General features: G+C 31.4%; 15 protein-coding genes. 2 read left to right on the forward strand and 13 right to left on the reverse strand.

What is annotated here, in order from left to right; translation table 11 throughout:
- The 6 genes from LNQ81_RS17420 to LNQ81_RS17445 form a co-directional block, all read right to left on the reverse strand.
- Window positions 1-918 (reverse strand): pirin family protein, encoded by a 918-nt coding sequence (locus tag LNQ81_RS17420; RefSeq protein WP_229948952.1) that lies wholly within the window; start codon window positions 916-918, stop codon window positions 1-3.
- A 913-nt stretch (window positions 919-1,831) separates the two neighbouring features.
- Entirely contained in the window at window positions 1,832-2,233 is a 402-nt protein-coding gene (locus tag LNQ81_RS17425; RefSeq protein WP_229948953.1) for a DoxX family protein, read from the reverse strand.
- A gap of 3 nt (window positions 2,234-2,236) precedes the next feature.
- The gene (locus LNQ81_RS17430; RefSeq protein ID WP_229948954.1) at window positions 2,237-2,857 is read right to left on the reverse strand and encodes a hypothetical protein; all 621 of its coding nucleotides are present in this window, start codon (window positions 2,855-2,857) and stop codon (window positions 2,237-2,239) included.
- Window positions 2,858-2,937: 80 nt separating this feature from the next.
- Window positions 2,938-3,522, reverse strand: a complete 585-nt coding sequence (locus LNQ81_RS17435) for a Crp/Fnr family transcriptional regulator (RefSeq protein ID WP_229948955.1) — start codon at window positions 3,520-3,522, stop codon at window positions 2,938-2,940.
- Window positions 3,523-3,825: 303 nt separating this feature from the next.
- On the reverse strand, window positions 3,826-4,155 hold the full coding sequence (locus tag LNQ81_RS17440) for a DMT family transporter (protein WP_229948956.1): 330 nt from the start codon (window positions 4,153-4,155) through the stop codon (window positions 3,826-3,828).
- A 107-nt stretch (window positions 4,156-4,262) separates the two neighbouring features.
- Complete coding sequence (locus tag LNQ81_RS17445; RefSeq protein WP_229948958.1) at window positions 4,263-5,072, reverse strand: hypothetical protein; 810 nt, start codon at window positions 5,070-5,072, stop codon at window positions 4,263-4,265.
- Between the two features lie 164 nt (window positions 5,073-5,236).
- Here LNQ81_RS17445 and LNQ81_RS17450 point away from each other — a divergent pair, with 164 nt between their 5' ends.
- Both LNQ81_RS17450 and LNQ81_RS17455 read left to right on the forward strand, forming a co-directional pair.
- Window positions 5,237-6,727, forward strand: coding sequence for an aminotransferase-like domain-containing protein (locus tag LNQ81_RS17450; protein ID WP_229948960.1), 1,491 nt, complete (start codon window positions 5,237-5,239; stop codon window positions 6,725-6,727).
- 115 nt (window positions 6,728-6,842) lie between these two features.
- The gene (locus LNQ81_RS17455; RefSeq protein ID WP_229948962.1) at window positions 6,843-7,226 is read left to right on the forward strand and encodes a lipocalin family protein; all 384 of its coding nucleotides are present in this window, start codon (window positions 6,843-6,845) and stop codon (window positions 7,224-7,226) included.
- 24 nt (window positions 7,227-7,250) lie between these two features.
- Here the strand turns inward: LNQ81_RS17455 and LNQ81_RS17460 are convergent, their stop codons facing one another.
- The 7 genes from LNQ81_RS17460 to LNQ81_RS17490 all read right to left on the reverse strand — a co-directional run bounded on the left by LNQ81_RS17460 (window position 7,251) and on the right by LNQ81_RS17490 (window position 15,885).
- Window positions 7,251-7,952 carry a hypothetical protein gene (locus LNQ81_RS17460; protein ID WP_229948964.1) on the reverse strand — a complete coding sequence of 234 codons (702 nt, stop codon included), beginning with the start codon at window positions 7,950-7,952 and terminating at the stop codon, window positions 7,251-7,253.
- A gap of 24 nt (window positions 7,953-7,976) precedes the next feature.
- The gene (locus LNQ81_RS17465) at window positions 7,977-8,690 is read right to left on the reverse strand and encodes a DUF4328 domain-containing protein (RefSeq protein ID WP_229948966.1); all 714 of its coding nucleotides are present in this window, start codon (window positions 8,688-8,690) and stop codon (window positions 7,977-7,979) included.
- Window positions 8,681-9,292, reverse strand: coding sequence for a hypothetical protein (locus tag LNQ81_RS17470; protein ID WP_229948968.1), 612 nt, complete (start codon window positions 9,290-9,292; stop codon window positions 8,681-8,683). Before LNQ81_RS17470 ends, LNQ81_RS17465 begins: the two co-directional genes overlap by 10 nt.
- Before the next feature lie 53 nt (window positions 9,293-9,345).
- Window positions 9,346-10,392 (reverse strand): tyrosine-protein phosphatase, encoded by a 1,047-nt coding sequence (locus LNQ81_RS17475; protein WP_229948970.1) that lies wholly within the window; start codon window positions 10,390-10,392, stop codon window positions 9,346-9,348.
- A 147-nt stretch (window positions 10,393-10,539) separates the two neighbouring features.
- Window positions 10,540-12,018 (reverse strand): catalase, encoded by a 1,479-nt coding sequence (locus tag LNQ81_RS17480; RefSeq protein WP_229948972.1) that lies wholly within the window; start codon window positions 12,016-12,018, stop codon window positions 10,540-10,542.
- A gap of 415 nt (window positions 12,019-12,433) precedes the next feature.
- Window positions 12,434-14,440, reverse strand: a complete 2,007-nt coding sequence (locus LNQ81_RS17485) for a sensor histidine kinase (RefSeq protein ID WP_229948973.1) — start codon at window positions 14,438-14,440, stop codon at window positions 12,434-12,436.
- A gap of 140 nt (window positions 14,441-14,580) precedes the next feature.
- Complete coding sequence (locus tag LNQ81_RS17490) at window positions 14,581-15,885, reverse strand: cryptochrome/photolyase family protein (protein ID WP_229948975.1); 1,305 nt, start codon at window positions 15,883-15,885, stop codon at window positions 14,581-14,583.
- Between the last annotated feature and the right edge of the window lie 58 nt (window positions 15,886-15,943).

A 15,943-nucleotide genomic window follows, 5' to 3' on the forward strand; every position in this document is an offset into this window, starting at 1 on the left:
TTATTTTGTTTTGTTTTTAAATGATTTCATCCCATCAGGAAAAGGCACGTAACTATCACTATCTCCTTCTATTAATGGAAATACCTCGTAATTCTGATTAATCCAATCTTCTTTTGCCTTTTCTAACTTATCTGTGTCATGAGATACAAAGTTCCATAAAATATAACGCTCTTCTGGTAATGGAGTTCCTCCGAAGATATACACTGTCGTATTAGGCATCATCTCAAACTCACATAATGTACTATCATTCGCTATCAATATATTTTTAGATTCATACTCATGCTCACCACTCTTCACACTTCCTTCTAAAATATACATCGCTGCTTCTCCAAATAAACCATTACCTATACTAATTGTTTTTTGTTCAGAAGATTTTATCTCTATATAATATAAGGGACTGTATACTGGCACTGGCGATTTTCTACCTAATGCCTCTCCAGCTATTAGTTTATACGACACACCATCCTCTTGCCAATTCGGTAACTCTTTGGCTTCTATATGCACAAAAGAAGGTTCTACATCTTCTAACTCTTTTGGCAGAGCTATCCATATCTGTAATCCATGTAAGATTGTATCTGGTTTATTAATTCGGATATCATCAGGCATACGTTCTGAGTGCACCACTCCTTTACCTGCTGTCATCCAGTTAACTGCACCTGGTGTGATACGCTCTATACTTCCCACACTATCACGATGCATAATCTCACCTTCAAATAAATAAGTTAACGTAGAAAGCCCAATATGAGGATGAGGATCTACATCCAGATTGTCATGATCTACCACTGAGATAGGCCCCATGTGGTCTATAAAAGTAAATGGTCCTACTGAGCGCTTCTGTCTAAAAGGCAACAATCTACCAACTAAAAAATTACCAATACTCGCTGCGCGCTCTTCTATAACTAAATCTACATTTGACATAACATCTCTATTATTAATTGATAAAATAATTCTATTGTAAAACTAAGGAAGATCCTGTCACTACAAGTTAACATAGATTAAGAACTACCTCTTATCTTCTAAAGATACGGATTATACTAAAAGTATAGAATTAAAAACACCTTTTAACTTTAAATATCAAGTAGCTTCAACAAGTAAATACAGTTAAATTATAAGTCAAGATAACCACATTCTTTCATATACACTCAATTTAAATTTGTAGTTCTATTTAATTATAAATCAACTATATTAATCTAACTTAGGATTATAGATTTTATCACTTATCTTAATACAAAACTACTTTTTTTATTAATTCTTATCTATGAAGTTGCTATCTCGCTTTGTATGATAGCATCGTGACAGCATCTTGTATCCATAGTGACTCCATTAAAAAGGCTGTTTTAATGGAGTCACTATGGTCTCATTATGGACTCACTCGAACCGAAAAAATAATATTCTATAAATTTATAATCCATTGATAATTTGAAAAAGTGACCTTGAAGATTGGTCTAAAAAAAGCTAATAAATACTGATATTCATTACTTTGCAAAGATATGTATTTAAAACCAAACCTTTTGAATACACCCTTATATTTTATTATAACCTTAAATTCGCAAATAACATTTAAACGAGAAGGTATAATCTAAGTTACTCATTTTCTTTGCGTAGTAGAATTAACACACTTTTAGAAAAAGGTCTAAAAAATAAAGCATAAGTATGGAAGTACCTATGCTTTATAAACAAAACCAAATAATAAAAATTTTATTACTAGTTTGATGCTAATTAACCTTGTTAACATCACTCAAAAAAAAATAACTATGAATATAATACTACGTTTATAGTATTACAAATGCCGTGCCAAAAACACACAACTAACTAGTTTACAGTGTTTTTTTTAATCCCACTGATGTTTAGAAGAAATAGCTAATCTACCTGCTCCTGTAAAAAATAGACCTACTGCTACTAAGGCATAGATACCTAATAGTTCTACCTTCCACCCACCGTTATCATTTAGACTAAATACATCCGCACTCTGTACTAATAACATAGCTGTAATACAATTAATAGCAAAGACTAAACTCGCTAATCTCGTTCTATATCCTAGCAATAATAAAATAGGTGCGACAACTTCTCCAACATATACACCATAGCCAAAAAATGCAGGTAGCCCCCTGTCTACTAATATTCCTTGGATAAAGGATATCCCATTAAACAACTTACCTAAGCCATATAATAACATTGGAAATCCAATACCTATACGCATTACTAATAACCCTACGTCTTGATTCTTATTCATATCTTATAAATTTACTTTTGTGAAAACACCAAAATTTTCTAAGTGCTTCCATGAATTATTAAACTGTTCTAAATTAGCGGCTAACCCAAAACTATACTGCTCATATTTTACCCCTAGCCTAATGTGTTGAAAACCTCTTGTGTACTCCTCTTTATTTACATTTCCCACAGCAGAGACTCTGAAAATCCCCTTCACTTTATCAGTGATAGTAGGTGTATATTCAAAAAGAATAGACTGCTCTAAAGTAAAGCCTGCTTGATATGTCGTTCCTACTGAATAAGAGAATAACACTTCCTTTCTTATCACCTGATACTGAACTAACATACTAGCGAACTTACCTGGGTTCTTAATCCCTATAGAAGTATTAAGGCTAAAATATTTAGAGAATTGATACGCTAAAGTATTGCGCATAAATAGGATATTATGCTGGTCGTTACCATATTCGGTATCAAATAAGATTAGGTTTTGAAGTTTTACCTTATCACTAATTTGATAATTAAAAGTATGTGTATAAAAATAAGAACGGTTACCTACCATTCCTTCTGGAGTGAATGAAAACTTCTGTGCGAATAAAGTCTGTCCAAAAACTATATAAATTAAGGTATAAAAAAAAGCTAATCTCATCTGCCTACTATTGTTGTTTTGTATAAGGCAAATGTATTAGCTCGTGACAAGGTGGTTCTTAAGATAACTTAAGAAACGAGTTATAGGTGTTTTTTCTTTAAATAACTAAGAAACTCTGGGGTTACTCCTAAATAAGAGGCAACAACATACTGGGGTACACGCTGTTCTATATCTCTATATTCTTTAATGAACTTTTGATAACGAGTATATACATCAGTACTAAGATTTTCTAGCATTCTATCTTGTAGGGCTACATAAGCATTCTGAATTTTAATTCTGAAGAAAGTAGACATCTCAGGGATATCTATATATAATTGTTCAAGATTAGAACGATTTATCTGTAAGACTATAGCAGGTTCTATAGCCTGTATATATAACTGTGAATCTTTTTGGGTAAGAAAACTATACAAGTCATTAACCCACCAATTCTCAATTCCTATCTGAAGTGTATGTTCTTGACTATTTTCATCAAGGTGATAACTTCTTATACTTCCATCTGCAATAAAACGCATATAATTAGAAGGTTGTCCTGGGGTCAGTAAAAACTCCTTTCTCTTTAATTTTACTACTTCCACCACTTCTAACACTCTATTAATAGCTAGCTGATCTAGTACTATTGTTTGTTTTAAGTGAACTATAAAAGCTTCTAAATACTTCTCTGGCATATCTCTTATTTCATTTTATACAAAGAAAAGCTTTTAAAAAACAATTTGAAAAGCCTAAAATGAGATTGTAGAAGTATTAATACTATATGTATTCAAATATATGCAGTAAAAAACTATTATAGAACAAATATACATTATGTCGTTCAAAATATCTTCCCTAGCTTTAGTATACAATAAGCAGATTTCATGTTAATATATTCCATATTGCTACGCATACAACAACACAATTAACTACTTTTTTATTACTAAAAAGGGACTTTCACTCCTAATGAAAGTCCCTTTTAAATTTATATCATTTATAGCTTAAGATACAGCTACTACTTTTAATCCGATTATAGATCCTATCAGTGTGGCAATAAAAAACATTCTCCAGAATGTAGCAGGATCTTTAAATACGAATATCCCTACTAACACTGTACCTACAGCTCCTATCCCTGTCCAGACTGCATACGCTGTTCCTAAAGGTAAAGATTGAGTTGCTTTAACTAATGCAGCCATACTTAACACTAATGCCAACAAGAAACCTGCATACCATCCAATAGCTTCACCCCCTGAAGTTTCTTTCGCTTTACCTAAGCAAAATGTAAATGCAACTTCAAATAACCCTCCTATAATTAAAATAATCCAGTTCATTTATTTACTTAAAAAAATTAGGGCGCAAAGGTGCATATTAAAAATGGCTTTTTTTTTATCAAATGAAAATAAAATATTTAATTATTTTTAGTAAGAAGTACTTCCTATTACTTTCCAGAATTAGCAAATGCAATGATACTCTTATTTAAATTGATATAAAGTCTTTCTGATAAAGTCATATACTTTTGATTGAGCTCTACACTTTGTAATGTCCCAATATCACTCCACGATCCCTTACCACCGAATACATAGGATCTATCTGAAGCTTCCATTAAGGCTAAAGCTTCATTAGCATACATTCCTTCTACAATCATGTCTTTTAAATATGTCTCTACTGAAGGCTTTCCTTGCGTAAGAACATGAAGTGCTCCACTGAATATACTCTGCCAATTACTGAATTCAGCAGTTTTACAAAAGCTTACTAACTCTGTTAGAATCAGTGCTAGTTCTTTACTTTGATCTTCAATATTATAGTATTCACTTGGCAATATGCTTATAGGAGCTTGCTTATATATTACGTTCCATACTCTATCAGAATCTAATTTGCGTTTATCTTCATCAACTTCCCACTTACTATACCAAAATTCTGATCTCTCTTCTAACACTACCTCAACCATCCAAATCCCCGTTCCCCCATCAAATCCTGCTGATATATTTTCTGGTCTATTATTATGGGTAACTTTTTTATAAAATAATTTCACTTGTTTTACTCCTCTATACTTTAAAGATAAAAACCAATCTATTGGAGCTTGAGTAGTATATTGATTCTCATGCCCTACTACAGGAATGTGAAACAAAACTTTATTACAATACATTGATATCTTTTCGCCTTGGTTTGATATCTCTGGCAACTGATCATTAAGATATGCATTAGAATAGCTTACTATACTAACCATCTGTAGTATTGATACATTCATAATTATAAAAATTCTTGCCCCTAATTTATGGAAAAACTAGTTGACACACCAATAAATGAAAAGGAATATCTATAATAAAAATTAGATTACATAACTAGTGTATCATCTGATACAAAATAAAAACTGTACCTTTCCGGCATAGATTATCTTTAATATTATTGCAAATGCCTAGTCCAGTTAAAATACCTTATGAGAGTTTTATAAAAATAGATAGAAACTCTTCAACAGCGATTTACATGCAGATAGCAAATCAGTTTAGCAATGCAATACAACGCAATTTCATCCCTGAAGGTACAAAACTACCTGGTTCTAGAACTATGGCTAATTTATTAGGGGTTAATAGAAATACTGTCATAGCTGCATTTGAAGAAATAGCGACACAAGGATGGATAGAAATGTTAGCGAATAAGGGGTGTTTTGTTTTAGATAAAAAATCTTTTACTTTAAAAAAACTAAAAGGAATTGATTACAAATCACTTCAACAATACCCTAACAAACCAGGCTATTCTTACCTCTCTAGTAATCTACTAGATTCTCCTATTGAGTCTAATCATTGTGATTATATTTTCAATGATGGTACGACTGATACTAGAATTATTCAAATAGATCAACTATCTTCATTCTATAGCGCTAATCTCAAAAGAAAAAGTAGTAAAAAGAAGCTTTATAATAGTCAATATGATGATAATTATTCTTTTAGGATAAGTATGGCAAATTACCTAAATCTCTCAAGAGGGCTTCATATCAACAAAAATAATATTTTAATTACCCGTAACACAGAGATGAGCATATACATAGCTTGTCGTGTGCTTCTTTCTACAGGAGATAAAGTACTAGTGACTGACCTTAGTTACTATTCTCGAAATATGATCTTCCAAGAAGCAGGTGCAACAGTCTTAACTGTTCCTATCGACCAGCAAGGTATAGATGTGATAGCAGTAGAAAAGATGTGTAAAAATAATGAAATACGCATGCTGTACTTAACTCCTCATCATCACTACCCTACAACTGTTACCTTAAGCGCACAAAGAAGAGTACAGTTATTAAACTTAGCCCATAAGTACGGTTTTATTATCTTAGAAGATGACTATGACTACGATTTTCGATATGAGAAAAGCTCAGTATTACCGCTAGCTAGTGTAGATACTAATGGGATGGTAGTCTATGTAGGTTCTTTTGGAAAATCATTAGCGCCAAGTTTTGAAAATGGTTTTATAGTAGCCCCAGAAAGTGTATTATTAGAAATGCAAAAATACCTGCGCTTACTTGATCCTAAAGGAGATATTATTATGGAACAGGTATTAAACGAACTAATAGAAGAAGGAGAAATATTTAGATATTTAAAAAAGGCATCTAAAATATATAGGGAGCGCAGAGATAACTTCGCTGAATTATTAGATCGCTTTTTTGGTGACAATATAAAGTTTCAACTACCTGCAGGAGGATTGGCAATATGGATAGAGTGGAATATACCAATCAATCTTATGCAGTTACAAAAAGAATGCTTAAAGAATAACCTTTTTTTGCCTAAAACAATACTTTATCAAAATAAAACTATGAGAGGTATACGATTGGGATTTGGGCATTTAAACAAAGAGGAAATGGAAGTTAATCTAGATATTCTATATCGATCTATTCAAAAACTCACTTCTTAATTTGTCAACATCTTTATACTTAAATCAAAACTATTCAAATATCAAATTTAAATAACATCAAGCAAATTAATTCACTATATTTGTTTCACATTACACTATTTTAACAATTAATAAAATGCAATTTAAGAACTATACATTTATTATTATTCTATTGATACTAGTTAGCTGTAAAAAAGAAGATTCTTTTCATCGCCCAGAAATGGACTCGTCAGAAACTACTGTTGCCAAAAGTATTCAAGGTAATTGGACTGAATTCATTCCTTTCAATAAAGAGAAACCTAAAAGCTTTACTTTAAAAGAGAGTGGAGATGCTTCTTCTATAAATGTTATCAATAAACAATACACACACTGGTGGGTGAATAGTCATCAATTATGTGTTCTTGCTGAAAGTGATACTAACAAACGTGATACTTTATTCTTTTCTCTAAAAGCTGTAAGCGATAAAGTAATAGTACTTGAGCATAATAATCAAGAATATACTTACAAAAGAATAGAATAGTCATTGATCTTACATTATATTCTTTTATGAAATAATTGGTATTTTATGCAGATATGCTAATTGAAAAACTTTATCTTCAATCGCATCACTTGAGATAAAACCTTTATATTTTGGAGAATTTATTTCTTTATAAACTCTCTTGGCTTGCTGAACTAGTCCTTCTCTTTTTAGATAATTATTAAACCCTTGTACACTTTGCTCATAGGTAGCAAAACAGCACATAAAGTCAACTGGATAGATAAAGTTTTTTGACAACATATATTCATTTAGTCTCCATCCATTCTTTATAATATACTCAATCAAAATCTGTTTATTAAGAAAGAAGTTAAGAAGTGGATTTACATACGTTAATAACAAATCTTGAACAATCTGTTTAAATTCTTGTATGTTTTTCTGTGTAATTTCCCAATTAAACTTCTTAGGAAACTGAGGTATGACATCTTGCAACTGAGTGACAAATACCGTATCTATAGCCAAATCTCTACTTCTATAATTCTTTAGCCTCCATTCTTTTAATTGTTCAGAAAGCACCATAATAGCACAAGAGAAACTCACGCTACCTTTACCTTCATTATGAATAACGTGAAACTTTATTATTAGTACAAAGTCATTGTCAGGTACTTTATACTTAAGCACCATACCTTTTTGAGTTGATGTAAACCCTTTTTGAACATAGGTATGTCCAAGATCGTTTATAAAACTTAAAACTGTTTGCTTCCCTATCATAAAAGATATGTAGTTCAATAGTTTTTACTCCCTTACTAATTCAATATAATCTGTCGAATCCCCACTATTCTCTAACTCTTTCTTATAAATTAAAGCCTCTAGATTTCTATAAAAATTAAAATAAGAAGCAAAGAGCAATATAGTAGTTAATATGACTCCATGAATTAAGACACCTAATTTGATGGTATACATAACATCTGCTATTGCCATTATTCTATATTGATACATACGCATAAAGTAAATCAAGATAAAACTAATCCATATTAATAAAATCCAATAAGACTTAAATCTTTTGAGCTGTATCGCTGTACTTTTTTTAATATATAACACTGCACATATAGTCATCTTATTAAGCAATCTATAAGGCATTATAAAGTTAAAAATAGGTACTAACCAACCCAATAAAATCCAATACTTAGAATCTGTTAGTCTAGAGTCAACACTCTGCATATTTGAATATGCTCTAAAAAACCACACTATTAGCACTATAAGAAAGAATAAACTCGCTACAATATTAAATAGGGTAACGATATAATTTATTGTTTCAAATTTCATTAAATCTCTATTGATATAATGAACTCCTTCATTAGCATTTTTGTAGATTACGTATTGGATCAATAAACAATTTAAAGATGCTACTGATGAAATAATCAACATCTTAATAGCAACTGCAAGAGCATTCCCTCTACTAACATTAGACAGTAACATAGAATCCTTGTGTTTTTTAATTATCTCCAAAGCTCTTGGCTTTGAATCTTAATTTCTTTTATTCTGTTTTTTTCTGTATCTCCTATTTTACTTTCACATACTACCCAATACATCAATTTTCTATTGCTCTGAGGGTTAGTATACACACAGCTTAACAAAGGAGATTCTGGGTTATTACCCTTTCCATTTTTATAATTCATAGGAGTAGTACAATAAGGCATTAATTCTTCTACTGTAGTATTATACAAATAATCTTTATCCTTAAATGTTACTTTACCTGAAGTATCTTTCATATACTCACTATCTATGAGAAACTGAAGAGTATAATACAACTGATCTCCTCGTTTAAGTTTTTCTACAGAAAATCGAGGTTCCTCAGCTGTTTTATAAGGAATATAATATAGTGTATCACCTTCGAAATCATCATATATACTATAATCCATCTTTCCTTCCTGCATCTTCTTTGGCGCTATTGCTAACGTTTTTAATATATCTCTTACTTGAGAATTATCCACTTTATCAGCAGTCACTAATTCCATTAGTTCTCCTATTTTTTGACTAAATTTCTTCTCTTGTGCTTGTATAGTGATAACACTAAACAATGCTATGATACTCCATAACGCTTTATACATAACTTTCTATTTGATTTCTCTAAATTATAACATTTGATGGCTAACACAAAATACTAATAAGTATATTTATCTATATATTGCTGTCTTTTCTCCTTACTTATTCCTAATCCGTTAGTGATATAATTATCCATAGAACCATACTTCCCTTCAATTCCCCTGAACATTGCTTCAATATAAATTGGTTTTATCCATGAAAAGTTTTCTATTACTTGATAGTCTATCTTAGGATATATCACCTTTCCTATCTTTGCTAACTTTAAAAGCTTCTCTACCTCTTTAGCTCTATAATTATTAGACAACATGTACTCTGATAAAATAATCTCTCTATCTACTTCTAGGATACTCAACACTAACGCTCCTATCATCCCTGTTCTATCTTTGCCAGCAGAACAGTGAAATAATACTGCATCATCACTATCAAATAATTGATCTACTATACCTTTTACAAATTGAGGATTTTCAAGCATATAAAGCTTGTAAAACTCCATTACTAAACTATCTGCTTGTATTGGTGTGATTTTGCCTTTTAACACTTCTTTTTTGGTCTTCGAGAACATATCTTCAGAGTCATCATATACTTGTACATTATTATAAGATATACCTGCAGGTATTCTATCTGGCTTCTTTGCTAATTCTTTATCAGTACGCAAATCTATGACTGTCTTTATACCTAACCCATTTACCTTATCAAATTCATTTGCTTTTAATTTAGATAAATGTCCACTTCTAAAAAAATGTCCCCATACAATCTGCTTTCCTTCTTTATTCATTATACCTCCCATATCTCTAAAGTTATGAACGTCTTTAAATACAATATGTCTATTAGATAAATAAGTAGTATCATTATGCTGTATAACTTTGTAAGTATTTCTATCCTTAGTATGAATATAAAACTGTCCGACCTCTGTTGTTACATGGCTATTATTATCTAACCAGAGTTGTTCATCAGTAGATAAGTTAGCTATATATCCTTTCTTATTTTCTACAATACTTCGATTAGCATCCAAATCTGAAAACACAATAGGTTGATATGCTTTATAAGAGCAACCTACCAACGAAAAAGAGGTCAATACATAAAGTATGATATTATAACAACGCATAGATTAAAAGTTTAGGTTACTAACAAAAATAGACATAATATTCTAAATCAAAAATTTGACGAAACCAAGAAAAAAATTGGTGTAATAAAAAAACCTCCTAGCTATTGTTTAATAGTAGGAGGTTCTTAAGGAGTATATAAATAACTATTATGAATTCATGTGTTTACTTACATCGAAGTTTAAGCCCTGAGCAATTCTCATACCTAACTCCATATTCGCTCTAAACCAGTGACAAAGTTGTCTACCGATAATTTCATCGCGCTTAGGTCCGTCTATTCCGCCCATAGCTGCAACGATATTAGCTACTGTATTTGTTTTTTCTTCAGCTGTCATAATCTCATATAGTTTGCCAGGTTGGCTATAGTGATCATTCTCTCCTTCTCCATTTCTATCATATCTATCCGCTATTACACTATTTAGCTCTTGAGCTGGTTCTGCATAACTTTGATCAACTTTGATGTTATCAAAACTATTTGGGAAATAGTTTGGAGCATCCTCTCCATTTCCATCTACTCTCATATAACCATCTCTTTGGTAATTATTAGTCATATAAGGGCAGCGATTTACTGGTATTTGTTCATAGTTAGTTCCTAATCTATAACGTTGTGCATCTGGATAAGACAATAAACGTCCTTGAAGCATTTTATCTGGTGAAAAACCGATACCATCTACGATATGTGCTGGTGCAAAAGCAGCCTGTTCTACATCTTGAAAATAGTTACGTGGACTTTTGTTCAACTCCATCACACCAACATCAATAAGAGGATACTCAGCATGAGGCCAAACTTTAGTGACATCAAATGGATTTACTATTGCCTCTTTTGCTTGCTGTTCTGTCATTACCTGAATCTTTAAATTCCATTTAGGAAAATCTCCATTAGCAATGTGGTCGTTTAAATCTCGTTGTGCATAATCCATATCCTTAGCTCTCATATCATCCGCCTCAGGTCCTGTTAGGTTTTTAATACCTTGTGCTGTTTTAAAATGAAACTTCACATACACTCTTACATTATCACTATTAATCATAGAAAACGTATGACTACCATATCCGTTCATATGTCTATACCCGAATGGCGTACCTCTATCTGACATCAAAATCATTACTTGGTGTAAACTTTCAGGATTTAATGACCAGAAATCCCATACCATAGTAGCTGACTTTAGATTAGTCATAGGGTGTCTTTTTTGTGTATGTATAAAATCCGGGAATTTTTTGGCATCTTTTATAAAGAAAACAGGAGTATTATTTCCTACTAAATCCCAATTACCGTCTTCTGTATAAAACTTAACAGCGAAACCACGTGGATCACGTTCTGAATCTGCAGACCCTTTCTCACCTCCTACAGTAGAAAAGCGAATAAATAGTTCTGTTTGTTTTCCAACTTCGCTAAACAACTTCGCTTTTGTATACTTTGTAATATCATTAGTTACTGTAAATGTACCATACGCTCCTGCTCCTTTAGCGTGTACTATACGCTCTGGAATACGCTCTCTATTAAAGTGAGCAAGCTTCTCATGCAAAATATAATCTTCTAATAAGACAGGTCCTCTAGCTCCTGCTGTTAATGAATCTTCATGATCTACATATGGTCTTCCTGATGCTGTTGTTAATTTAGTTTCTTTCATAATATTATTGTTTTTGTTTCATTTTTCTTTTACAAATATACCTACTTAACACACTGATTACTAGAATAAAGAATACTATCCCTCGATACAAGTATAGATAAAAACTATTAATAAAAGCTAAAGCAATAAGATTTACTAATAAAAAATTACTTTAAAACCTTAACTTAAAGTAGTATTAATTGATAACATTGAGATATTACAGAGTCTAAGTAACCTGAATAAAACAAAATTCAAGCCAAATTAGCGAAGCTAATCAACTTCATTACATTTAATGATCGAATAATAACTAACTACTAGCAAGTTACCTTCAGTTAATAAACAACAAAATTAACATAGTTCGTCCTTTTTTTGAATAAGTAATAATGAGAAACACAATGAACACAAAGAATAAGTTGTAGGTGTTTTGGCATTATTTTTAGACAAAAATAACAAACATCAGTTTAGTTCCTTCCCCTTTTCTACTCTTAAGAAATAACTTAGATCTTAACAAATAAAGTCTATCTTCTATATTTTTTAATCCTAAACCGCGATTTACAGTTTTGATATCGAAGCCTCTACCATTATCCTTAACTTGAATTATAAATTCTGTATCAGATACATATTCCAGAGTTAAAGTACATATAGTCGCCTCAGCATACTTCTGAACGTTCTGAAAAGCTTCTTGAAGAATGCGATAAATATTCACTTTCACATGATGAGAGAGTCTTTCTAACTCTAATCTTGAATCTATGTTACAGCTAAATTGAGTATAAAAATTCCTATTTTGGATTGTTACTAACTCTTCTATTAATTGCTTAAAATCATGAACTAAGAACTTATCATCCGCAAACAAAGCATGAGAACTATTTTTAATAAAGACTTCGACTTCATGTACTTCTTTTACCAAAACCTCTTTAATCTGTTCTAAGTTTTCTTGTTCTAATTGCAATAAAGAGAAACGAGTAACAAAAAGCTTGTTTAATATACCATCGTGAAGCTCTTTAGCAAATTTCTTACGTTCGCTTTCTTGTGCAGTAGCAATTCTATTTTGAATGTGAATTATCGAATCGTAATACTTTTCAGTATCTTTTTGATACATCTGAACTATTGCTATTTCTTTTGCTTTATTTCTAAAAACTATTGCCACTATTGCTCCTATAAAAAATAGTACAAGTGTAATACTGAAAAATACAATAAGACTATTCTGGTCTTTAAGAGCTTGATTTGAACGTATCAGACTATCTGATTCATATTTTAAACGAGCAAATCTACTGCGAATAATATTATTACTATTTGTTACCTGTTCGCTTATTTTCTTATATTGATATAGATTTTCCTTTGCACTTCCTACATCGTATAGCAACTTAAGTGCAATAGCATCTCTTTGTGATTCTAAATCGTTAAATATCTTGGCTGATTTTAATACCTGATTGACAAGATGAGATCCAGCACTATCGTTACCTGCTGAAAAATTATACTTTGCATAAAGCAGGTTGTCTTTATTGAGAGAGTATACATTATTTAATTTCACATTTAATTCTAGTGATTCTTGGATAAACACTAAAGCTGATTGATAATCCTCTGTTGCTAATTCGACTTCACCTAGTTTACTCAAAAGCAAAGGTAAAAATAGGTTCCTATCAACTTCTCTAACATTTCCTAAATCCATCAATGCAGATTCAATAATATACTCAGCCTCTTCATACTCATTTTTAGCGATGTAAGCTTTAGCTAAGTTATTTTTAATAGCTATTCGATTTAGCCTTATTTGGTATTCATTATATTTTTCCCTTATTCGAGTGTGATTTAAAATACGATCTGCTGCATGAAATAGCTCGATCGCTTTATCATACTCTTCTAACCCTAGCTTGGCAGTAGCTAATACATATAATTGACTGTATTTTTTATAGCTTCTAGTTTCACTAGTTTGATTTAAACTTAAAGACTTTTTTACTTGTAATTCGGCTTCTGGAAATACTCCATTATCATTTAGCAATACTCCTAAATACAAGTAAGTCTGTTGAAGGTTTATAGTATCTTTTAATTTTTTATAATACTGAGTCGCTTTGTGATAATAGTAGTAACTACTATCTGGAATTATATTATGCTGAAAATACTCCCCTAAAGCAAAGCTACTTTGGGCTATTGTAACACTGTCTCCTAAAGATAGAGCTTGTGTAAATTGCTTACTTATATGATTTTTCTTTGTTTTACTTTTAGTAAGTGAAGGTAAATGTTGATTGCTATTAGCATATGTAGTAAATGTCAACAAATATTTTGTCAAGCGATTACTCTCACTTTTATAGAGAGAATCGGTCAACATAACGCTTTTTACTGCTGCATCTATCACTTGACTCTTACTATTAGACTCATTACCTTCTTTTTTAACACAATTACTAAACACTAATACAACTAAAAAAAAGAAAAAATATTTACACCACATGAGATATTAAATGCTTTTTAATACCTAGAGTTTAGTAATTATTATCTATTCTAGATATACCTGGCTAAATATAAAACATTAAATTATGTAAAAGACAAGTACTACATATTATTATTAACAATAGTTTCAAACATTTACTCCTATTTTTCCAATGCTTTTTTAAAGGCGTTGAGCACACGTTCTCTTGCAAATTTATGATCAACTATGGGTTGTACATAAGTCAACTCTCGCCATTCAGGTACCCATTTATCTAAATAAACTCCGTTCTTATCAAACTTCTTTACTTGTTCTGTCGGATTAAATACTCTAAAGTATGGTGCTGCATCACATCCACATCCTGCTACCCATTGCCAGTTACCATTATTAGAAGCCAAATCATAATCTAGTAACTGCTGTGCGAAGTAGGCTTCTCCCCATCTCCAATCTATCAATAGATGTTTAGTCAAAAAACTAGCAACAACCATCCTCACTCGATTATGCATAAACCCAGTAGCATTCAGCTCGCGCATACCTGCATCCACTAATGGATAACCTGTATTACCTTCACACCAAGCTTCGTATTCAGTTTCGTTATTTCGATATTGAACAGCTTCATACTTTGCCTTAAAACAATTGTTCTCTACTTGTGGATATAAATATAGTATCTGACCAAAGAACTCTCTCCATATTAACTCTGATAGCCATACCGCATTCTCCTTCAATGCTATTCTCACACAATGTCTCACAGATATAGTACCGAAGCGAAGAGCTACTCCTAACTTACTCGTTCCTTCTACTCCAGGATAATCTCTATATTGATCATAATTAGAGACTATAAACAGATCTATTTGTGGAACATCATATTTGACCTGACTTTGCTTATAACCTAGTTCTTCTAAAGTAGGTAAGGCACATTCCATTGTATAAAACATCTCACGATTTAACTCAACTGAATAATCAAATAAATGTCGTTCAGTCAATAACAGTCTCCATTGTTTAGCATAAGGTGTATACACTTGATAAGGTGTACCATCTTGTTTTAAGATCTCTCCTCCTCTAAAGATAACGTGGTCTTTATATCTATTTAGCAGAATACTTTGACTTGCTAAAAACTGTTCTACTTCTGCATCTCTTTTAATCGTACGTGGTTCATAATCCTCATTAGTATAAACAGCTTTCACTTCATACTTCTGCATTAGAGAGGCAAATACTTCCATCACTGTATTATGAAAACATAGTACACCTGTACCTAATTTTGATAAAGTATCATTCACTCTAGACAATGCTTGATGAATATATTCTAAACGCTTATCGGTTGGATTGGTAAACTGTTTTAATATATCCTTGTCAAAAATAAAGATAGGTAGTACACAATATCCACTTTGTAAAGCATAATACAAAGCAACATTATCCTCTAAACGCAAATCACGTCTAAACCAAAAAACAACTATTTCTTCTCTATTCATATCTACATAACTTCTAAAGTATTCCCAAAAAAAATGAGCTAAGTACTCTTTTATTCCC

The sequence above is a fragment of the Myroides oncorhynchi genome (genome assembly GCF_020905415.1).
Classification (GTDB): domain Bacteria; phylum Bacteroidota; class Bacteroidia; order Flavobacteriales; family Flavobacteriaceae; genus Flavobacterium; species Flavobacterium oncorhynchi_A.

Excerpts from the sequence above, each read along its gene's own strand:
- LNQ81_RS17425 (WP_229948953.1), bottom strand. The coding sequence starts at position 2,233 with ATGAATAAGAATCAAGACGTAGGGTTATTAGTAATGCGTATAGGTATT.
- LNQ81_RS17475 (WP_229948970.1), bottom strand. The coding sequence starts at position 10,392 with ATGCGTTGTTATAATATCATACTTTATGTATTGACCTCTTTTTCGTTG.
- LNQ81_RS17485 (WP_229948973.1), bottom strand. The coding sequence starts at position 14,440 with ATGTGGTGTAAATATTTTTTCTTTTTTTTAGTTGTATTAGTGTTTAGT.
- LNQ81_RS17445 (WP_229948958.1), bottom strand. The coding sequence starts at position 5,072 with ATGAATGTATCAATACTACAGATGGTTAGTATAGTAAGCTATTCTAAT.
- LNQ81_RS17470 (WP_229948968.1), bottom strand. The coding sequence starts at position 9,292 with ATGTATAAAGCGTTATGGAGTATCATAGCATTGTTTAGTGTTATCACT.
- LNQ81_RS17480 (WP_229948972.1), bottom strand. The coding sequence starts at position 12,018 with ATGAAAGAAACTAAATTAACAACAGCATCAGGAAGACCATATGTAGAT.
- LNQ81_RS17435 (WP_229948955.1), bottom strand. The coding sequence starts at position 3,522 with ATGCCAGAGAAGTATTTAGAAGCTTTTATAGTTCACTTAAAACAAACA.
- LNQ81_RS17420 (WP_229948952.1), bottom strand. The coding sequence starts at position 918 with ATGTCAAATGTAGATTTAGTTATAGAAGAGCGCGCAGCGAGTATTGGT.
- LNQ81_RS17490 (WP_229948975.1), bottom strand. The coding sequence starts at position 15,885 with ATGAATAGAGAAGAAATAGTTGTTTTTTGGTTTAGACGTGATTTGCGT.
- LNQ81_RS17460 (WP_229948964.1), bottom strand. The coding sequence starts at position 7,952 with ATGATAGGGAAGCAAACAGTTTTAAGTTTTATAAACGATCTTGGACAT.
- LNQ81_RS17455 (WP_229948962.1), top strand. The coding sequence starts at position 6,843 with ATGCAATTTAAGAACTATACATTTATTATTATTCTATTGATACTAGTT.
- LNQ81_RS17440 (WP_229948956.1), bottom strand. The coding sequence starts at position 4,155 with ATGAACTGGATTATTTTAATTATAGGAGGGTTATTTGAAGTTGCATTT.
- LNQ81_RS17450 (WP_229948960.1), top strand. The coding sequence starts at position 5,237 with ATGCCTAGTCCAGTTAAAATACCTTATGAGAGTTTTATAAAAATAGAT.
- LNQ81_RS17430 (WP_229948954.1), bottom strand. The coding sequence starts at position 2,857 with ATGAGATTAGCTTTTTTTTATACCTTAATTTATATAGTTTTTGGACAG.